6 protein-coding genes are annotated in these 7,045 nt (G+C 49.3%); 4 read left to right on the forward strand and 2 right to left on the reverse strand.

All coding sequences use genetic code 11. The annotated features are described in order from the left end of the window. Positions 1-64: 64 nt before the first annotated feature. Both DXD24_RS05785 and DXD24_RS05790 read right to left on the reverse strand, forming a co-directional pair. Positions 65-2,464: a glycosyltransferase gene (locus tag DXD24_RS05785; RefSeq protein ID WP_117563880.1), complete on the reverse strand. Its 2,400-nt coding sequence runs from the start codon at positions 2,462-2,464 to the stop codon at positions 65-67. Positions 2,465-2,539: 75 nt separating this feature from the next. Then, the gene (locus tag DXD24_RS05790) at positions 2,540-3,733 is read right to left on the reverse strand and encodes a DUF4422 domain-containing protein (protein ID WP_158548911.1); all 1,194 of its coding nucleotides are present in this window, start codon (positions 3,731-3,733) and stop codon (positions 2,540-2,542) included. A gap of 139 nt (positions 3,734-3,872) precedes the next feature. Between DXD24_RS05790 and rfbA the strand changes: the two genes are divergently transcribed. The 4 genes from rfbA to DXD24_RS05810 form a co-directional block, all read left to right on the forward strand. Continuing rightward, a complete protein-coding gene (gene rfbA, locus DXD24_RS05795) occupies positions 3,873-4,772 on the forward strand; it encodes a glucose-1-phosphate thymidylyltransferase RfbA (RefSeq protein WP_117646363.1) in 900 nt (299 codons plus the stop codon). A gap of 95 nt (positions 4,773-4,867) precedes the next feature. Next, a complete protein-coding gene (locus DXD24_RS05800; RefSeq protein WP_117638162.1) occupies positions 4,868-5,305 on the forward strand; it encodes a DUF4869 domain-containing protein in 438 nt (145 codons plus the stop codon). Positions 5,306-5,314: 9 nt separating this feature from the next. Beyond that, positions 5,315-6,289 (forward strand): hypothetical protein, encoded by a 975-nt coding sequence (locus DXD24_RS05805; protein WP_117646364.1) that lies wholly within the window; start codon positions 5,315-5,317, stop codon positions 6,287-6,289. 75 nt (positions 6,290-6,364) lie between these two features. Continuing rightward, positions 6,365-7,045, forward strand: a 681-nt coding sequence (locus DXD24_RS05810) for a dTDP-glucose 4,6-dehydratase (protein ID WP_117646391.1), incomplete at its 3' end; no start/stop codon positions are given.

Below are 7,045 nucleotides of genomic sequence, written 5' to 3' on the forward strand. Positions count from 1 at the left end.
TGTTCCGCTATGCGGTTGTCAATTTGCGAAAGAAATTATGCGTCACCTAAGCATCATAGCGCTTTTAAATTTGATAATACAAATTCCCGCTGATGATGTTGCTGTTTATATACGGATCGCCTTTCACGTAATATTCTGGCCATAGGTAGTTGAGCAATGAGTATTCCCTATGGAACCTCATTTTCTTTTCGTCGCTGATTTCATAGCCTCGCGATAGCGACTCATAATGATACAGCTCGGTGTCGGGTGTATATACAACAAGATAGTTGTGACTTCTCACTTTGAGGCAATAGTCAACATCATTAAAAGCAACAGCCAGCTCTTCTCTAAAGCCACCGACTTCGTCGAATACAGCTCTCTTAGTCATGAGGCATGCTGCAGTTACTGCGCTTAGATCTTGCGTGCGGTCACATAGATTGAAGTAGCCCCAATTACCTCTGGGGTAGTCTTTTCCAAGGTGGCCGGCTCCAATTCCTCCGATACCGACGCCCGCATGTTGCAAAGTATTGTCGCTGTAGAAAAGTCTTGCGCCAACAATGCCAACTTCTTTTCGTGAACAAATGCCCAGCATGTTTTCAATCCAGTTTGGGGTTAGAACTTCTGTATCGTTGTTTAACAAGAGAAGGTAATCGCCCTTTGCTTTGCTAGCGCCAAAGTTCATCAGTTTTGAAAAATTGAATTCTGCACCCCAATATTCGATGCGGATCATATCGGGATAGCATTTTTCTAATTCAGAGTAGTACTCGAATGTTTCTGGGTTCTCGCTGTTGTTTTCAATGATGACGATTTCGTAGTTATCGTACGTTGAGCGTTCAATGATCGACTTAATGCACGTATCGAGAACAGAGGGATGGTCCTTTGTCGGAATAATGATTGATACAAGTGGATGACTATCTGGAACTGCATAGGTAACTTTATAAGTGAAGGGGTCGTTTCCACGGTAAACCTTTGCGGAAACATCAAGTCTGTCCAAATGGGCCTGTACGGCTTTGACGCCAGCATCCCATGCATATAGCTTTGAGTTCGGGTCACCTGCAGTTGAGTTTTCGGTCATTCTCCAGTGGTACAGAATTTTAGCCACGTGTACCACATTTCGTGCGTTTTCTATCGCCTTAAGCGTCAGGTCATGGTCTTGGGCTCCATCGTACTGCTCGTCGCCGTACTCCAGAGAATCGAATAGTGTCTTTCTGATTGCAAGAAAATGGCAAATATAATTAACGCTTCGTAGTAAATCGATGCTTAAATCTGGCTTAAAGAATGGGTCACCATAGCTGCCATTGGCAAACAGTTTGTCTTCGTCGCAGTAAATGAGATCAGTATTGTTTTCAGCATTAATTGCATGCGCATATTCATAAAGCGCCGCGGGCTCAAGAGTATCGTCGTGGTCCAAGAAGCAAATGAAATCTCCATTCGCTTCTTTTGTTCCGGCAAGAGTATTTTTGGAAATGCCGGAATTGCTCGCTAGCTCTATCACCTTAATGCGAGCGTCATTATTCTTAGCGGTTTCGATCATATCCACAAGCGCACTGTTATCTGGGCTTGCATTGACCAGCACAAGCTCCCAGTTCGCATAACTCTGTTTAAGAACTGATTCCACCATTTCCCTGAACAAATTATCGGGTGTGTTGAATAGGGGAACGACGATGCTAAACAAAGGCATTTTCTTGAAGGTAACCATCGATTGTTTTTCGAGCATCGCCGAGCTTGCCTTGTGTTGTTCGAGCCATTTTGGATATGCAGATGGATCAATCGAAATAGGTTGCATCTTCGATGTGGTTAAAATGCGCAGCCTTTCGAGCTCTTCGTTGTCCACAACAGCGAAGCTGTTAAAGCTCGGGTGATTGTCATCTTCGATTGTGAAGATTAGCCTATTTGTGCTATTTGGGATTCGGACCGAGTATTGAATCTCGCGCCGTTTTTTATTGGGGGCAAACCACAAGGGAATCGTAATGTCATCGGTGGTGATCGGCTCGATCTCAATTCGATTCATCGAAGTATCGAAGCAGCTGATGGCTATTTTGTTGTCGTTGCGCTGAGGAAGTTTTACTGAGCAGCGAAGAATGGCCTCATCTCCATCTTCGATAAACTCGTGAAAACGCATGCTTGCTACATCCAAGTCATGCTTATCGTCATAGTTCCTAATGGAATGGGACAAATCATTCTTAATTTTGTAGTTTAATCTTGACGCCCATTTTGCCGTGCCAAAGCTGATTTTAATGGCATCGTAGGCATATTGCGCATTCAAATCATTAATCTGAATATCGCAATCACCAGTTCCGAGGTCGGGAAGAACTATGACGTATTGATTGTTATTTGACTCGTATGGATAGATTGAGCTTGGTATTGTCGTTCCGTCGCTCTTTGCTGCTGTCACCTGAATATTTGATGCATCTGTCTCAACATTCTTTAGAAGAACGTACACCTTCCCGCTTCCGCGGCAAATGCAATCCATGTTAATTTTCATTTCAATTTACCTTTCCGTTGCACTGAAGATGTCTGTGCTATTTCACCTTGATCTAGGGTTTATTCTTACATTGAATTAGCCCAGTACGGGTAGCCTCTCTATTCTTTCTTGGTATCGGATGCGCGCTGCTGTAATTCGACGTTCATGCCATGTGGCCGTAGTCGAATTGCTTTGCTCGTCTAGCGGATGAATGTTTTCATACCCAATTGGATGCATATACTCTTTAGGATTCGCTATATACATTTGCGTTGCTTCGAGATTTCCACTGCACTTACTTCTTAAATCGGGATTTCCATTCAGAAGAGAGCTAATAGAAAAATGAGGATGCGCAACTCGATGTTCGTTAATGCCGATTGCAATGAAATGTTCCAGCGCTCCATGGGGGTCGTCTTTATATCTATCGAATAGATCCTCGTAATGATTTACATAAAAGGAATAATCAAATACAGATGAATAGTCTGCTCCGTTAAATATTGCATTCGTAGAGCAAGCGCACGTAAGTTGCGGTCTCCTTTGAGGCCACGCGCTTTGATCGATCGTGAGGGCCTCTTTATTTATTGGGTTAAAGATGCGGCATTCATAGCATCTTATGTCTTCCTTTTTAAGGAAGACATTGAATAGTCGTTCTGAGATAAAGCCAGGCATCCTTTGTTGATAGCTATCGCGACCACTTATATAGTCAATTCGCTTATCAAGTTGTTTTTCAATTTTGAAAAGCCACTTACAATATCTGTCCATCAGTTCCTTTTTACAAATAAACATATTGCATGGCGAAAAAGAGCACTCCTCACAAATTGCTTCATCAAAAGCATCCAAGTAGCCAGGGCATTTCGTCCTGATGATTTCCCTTGCCTGTAGCAGATCTGTCGAAGAGTGGATCATTCTATACTGCTCAGCAACAGTGATTAAGTTGCACCCGATTGAGCTTGTGCAGGGTTCTTTGGCTGCAACAATGCAGTCATGCTTGGTAAGAATGTTCTCAATTTCATAGTCTCTGAGCATCTGCTTCGAGTCGTTGGGGGACTCAAATGCCCTTCGATAATGCGTGAGCCCAACTATCGACTCAGGAGAATTCTTCCATATCCAATAGAGGCCGGTAAGCTCGCAGTAGTGTTTGTTTTTCTGGGAAATATTATCGCCTTGATCGTCGTACAGCCATCCAGCCTGACGATTGTCTGTTGGAATGGAGCTTGCCCCAACGTAGAGCGGCTGATATGGCGCTTGCGCATCAATGCCAAAGTGCTTATGCGCTGCAATGTAAATCTTCACTGTTCCTGACGCTCTTTCCGTGCTGAGGCAATTAGATGGCCTGTTCAATGGGTATCGCTCATATATTTTTAATTGATATGACCGATAGAGATTATTATATAAGTCGTAACTAAATCAGTTAAATGACACGGAGGACTACATGAAAGGCATCATCCTCGCCGGCGGGTCCGGCACCCGCCTGTACCCGCTCACGCTCGTGACCTCCAAGCAGCTGCTGCCGGTCTACGACAAGCCCATGATCTACTACCCGCTGTCCACCCTCATGCTGGCGGGCATCCGGGACATCCTTATCATCTCCACGCCTACGGACCTGCCCAACTTCGAGCGCCTGCTCGGGGACGGCTCGCGCTACGGCGTGAACCTCTCCTACGCCGAGCAGCCGAGCCCCGACGGCCTGGCGCAGGCCTTCACCATCGGCGAGGAGTTCATCGGCGGCGAGCCGTGCGCGCTCGTGCTCGGCGACAACATCTTCTACGGCAACGGCCTCAGTCGCCACCTGACGCGCGCCGTCCAGAACGCCGAGTCGGGCCGCGCCACGGTCTTCGGCTACCACGTGGACGACCCCGAGCGCTTCGGCGTCGTGGAGTTCGATGCGCAGGGCCGTGCCGTCTCCATCGAGGAGAAGCCCGAGCGCCCCAAGAGCTCCTACGCCGTCACCGGCCTGTACTTCTACCCGGGCGACGTCGCCGCCAAGGCGCATGAGGTCAGGCCCTCCGCGCGCGGCGAGCTGGAGATCACCACGCTCAACCAGATGTACCTGGAGGAGGGGACGCTGTCCGTCGTCACCCTCGGCCGCGGCTACGCGTGGCTCGACACCGGCACCATGGAGAGCCTTCACGAGGCCGCGGAGTTCGTCCGCGCCGTGGAGCACTCCCAGGACCTGCCCGTGTCCGTGCCCGAGGAGATCGCCTGGGAGAACGGCTGGATCACGACCGCCGAGCTCGAGGAGGCCGCGAAGGCCTACGGCAAGTCGGTCTACGGGCAGCACCTGAAGAAGGTCGCCGCCGGCGAGATTGTCAACAGCCCGCGCGAGTACTAGCGCCAGCTTGTTTTCTTTTAGGGGTCACCGTTTATCTGGTGGCCCCTTTCGTTATGATTACGTTGACCATAAAGACAATATGATTGGGAGTGGATGTGTTAAGCGTCTACTTTGGCGATATGCCAGAAGCGATTTACAACACAGCGACATATTTCAAAAACTCTTACCGGTCTTCTTGGATTACGGATCCCTATGCAGTCTCGATAATTAAGGATGTCGATCGATCGGATGTTGTCTCCGAAAACGTCATCGAAAGCCCTGTGCTTGGGTCCATTTCTCCACTCCAGCTTTCTGGTGGAGTGAAAACGCTGCTGCTTATGAGATTTGATCGTAAGCATATTTTTAACGCTTCTACCTGTGGTGATAACTGTGCCAAGTGGATTCTCGACATGGCGAAAGATCGCAAGCTCGTTGTGAATCTCTATCATGTGATGGACTTTGGTCGCGAGGATTTTAAAATAAAAGTCGTGAATAGCGGCCGAATCGTTCACAACATGGCCGAATTGATTCACGAGTCGATTCCGTATCTGTAGGTGCTGCTTATGAACGGTTCGCATCTCGTTAAGATTTCCCGCCGCAGGGGAACCAAGTACACATTTACCATCAAGCGGAACATCACTATTGTGCGTGGCGATAGCGGCACGGGTAAGACGACACTGTTTGACATGGTCGCAGACTACATGCGAACGGGTGAGCAGTCGGGTGTTTCCTTGCAATGCGATTGTCCCTGTGTCGCCCTGACCGATTATGATTGGCGAAACCAGCTTTCGTCCGTTCATGACTCGATTGTATTTGTCGATGAGGGCTTAAAAGAGATTCATTCTGATGAGTTTGCCCATCATGTGCTGTATTCCTCGAATTATTTCGTGCTGATCTCAAGGGCTGATTTCCCCAATCTTCCGTATAGCGTGGATGAGATTTACAAGATTAAGACGAGCGGAAAATACCATTCTTTCGTCCCTGTTTATCAAGATCGCGGGAATCATCGTTATGCTATTTCCCGGTCGGCGCCAAAACAGGACTTTTCTATCCTTCTATGCGAGGACAGTAAGTCTGGTTTCCAGTTCTTTGAACGGCATTTCGCTGACAGTGAACTTACCTGTGCTTCGGCCATGACGAACAGCGCGATTTTGGGCTGGTTGGATCAGCATCTCGACGATCGCGTGTTTGTTGTCGCGGACGGAGCGGCATTTGGGTGCTATGCGGACCGTGTCCTTAAGCTGCAAGACATTCACCGCGATACTGTTACGGTTTGTCTTCCCGAGTCGTTCGAGTGGCTTCTGCTGAGCTCCGGCGTAATTTCAGGGCTAGATGTTAAGACGGTTTTGAAAACCCCAGAAGCCTTTGTAAACAGTGAGAAGTTTAAAAGCTGGGAGGATTTCTTCTATAAGTACTTACGTGAAATAACTGGGGATTCGGTTTTTCACTACGACAAAGACTGCGTTCCGGAGGCGTTTTGTACAGGAGGTAATTCAGCGAAGGTTATGGCTCTTATCGCATGCCGAAATGTCCGATAGTTTTGTTGAATAGCGTCGCGGCGTCACTTCCTGCGGCATACTAAAGAAGCTGTACATGCTTCAGATTGGATTTTCATGTCTGAGATTTTTGAACCCAAGAGTATCATCGTAACGGGCGGCTGCGGCTTCATTGGCAGCAACTTCGTGCACTACGTGGTCGACAACCATCCGGACGTCCACGTCACCGTCCTGGACAAGCTGACCTACGCCGGCAACCCCGAGAACATCGCCGGGCTGCCCTCCGACCGCGTGGAGCTCGTCGTGGGCGACATCTGCGACGCGGAGCTGCTCAATAGGATCGTCCCCGGCCACGACGCGATCGTCCACTACGCCGCCGAGAGCCACAACGACAACTCCATCGCCGACCCGGAGCCGTTCCTGCGCACCAACGTGGAGGGCACCTTCCGCCTCCTGGAGGCCGTGAGGAAGTACGGCATCCGCTACCACCACGTCTCCACCGACGAGGTCTACGGCGACCTGGCGCTCGACGACCCGGCGAAGTTCACCGAGGAGACGCCGTATAAGCCCTCCTCGCCGTACAGCTCGACCAAGGCGAGCTCCGACATGCTCGTGCGCGCATGGACCCGCACCTACGGCCTGCGCACGACCATCTCCAACTGCTCCAACAACTACGGCCCCTACCAGCACGTGGAGAAGTTCATCCCCAGGCAGATCACGAACATCGTCGACGGCGTGCGCCCCAAGCTCTACGGGAAGGGCGAGAACGTCCGCGACTGGATCCACACCGAGGACCAC

It is taken from the genome of Collinsella sp. TF12-2AT (assembly GCF_003436735.1).
Taxonomy (GTDB): Bacteria; Actinomycetota; Coriobacteriia; order Coriobacteriales; family Coriobacteriaceae; genus Collinsella.

Excerpts from the sequence above, each read along its gene's own strand:
- rfbA (WP_117646363.1), top strand. The coding sequence starts at position 3,873 with ATGAAAGGCATCATCCTCGCCGGCGGGTCCGGCACCCGCCTGTACCCG.
- DXD24_RS05805 (WP_117646364.1), top strand. The coding sequence starts at position 5,315 with ATGAACGGTTCGCATCTCGTTAAGATTTCCCGCCGCAGGGGAACCAAG.
- DXD24_RS05785 (WP_117563880.1), bottom strand. The coding sequence starts at position 2,464 with ATGAAAATTAACATGGATTGCATTTGCCGCGGAAGCGGGAAGGTGTAC.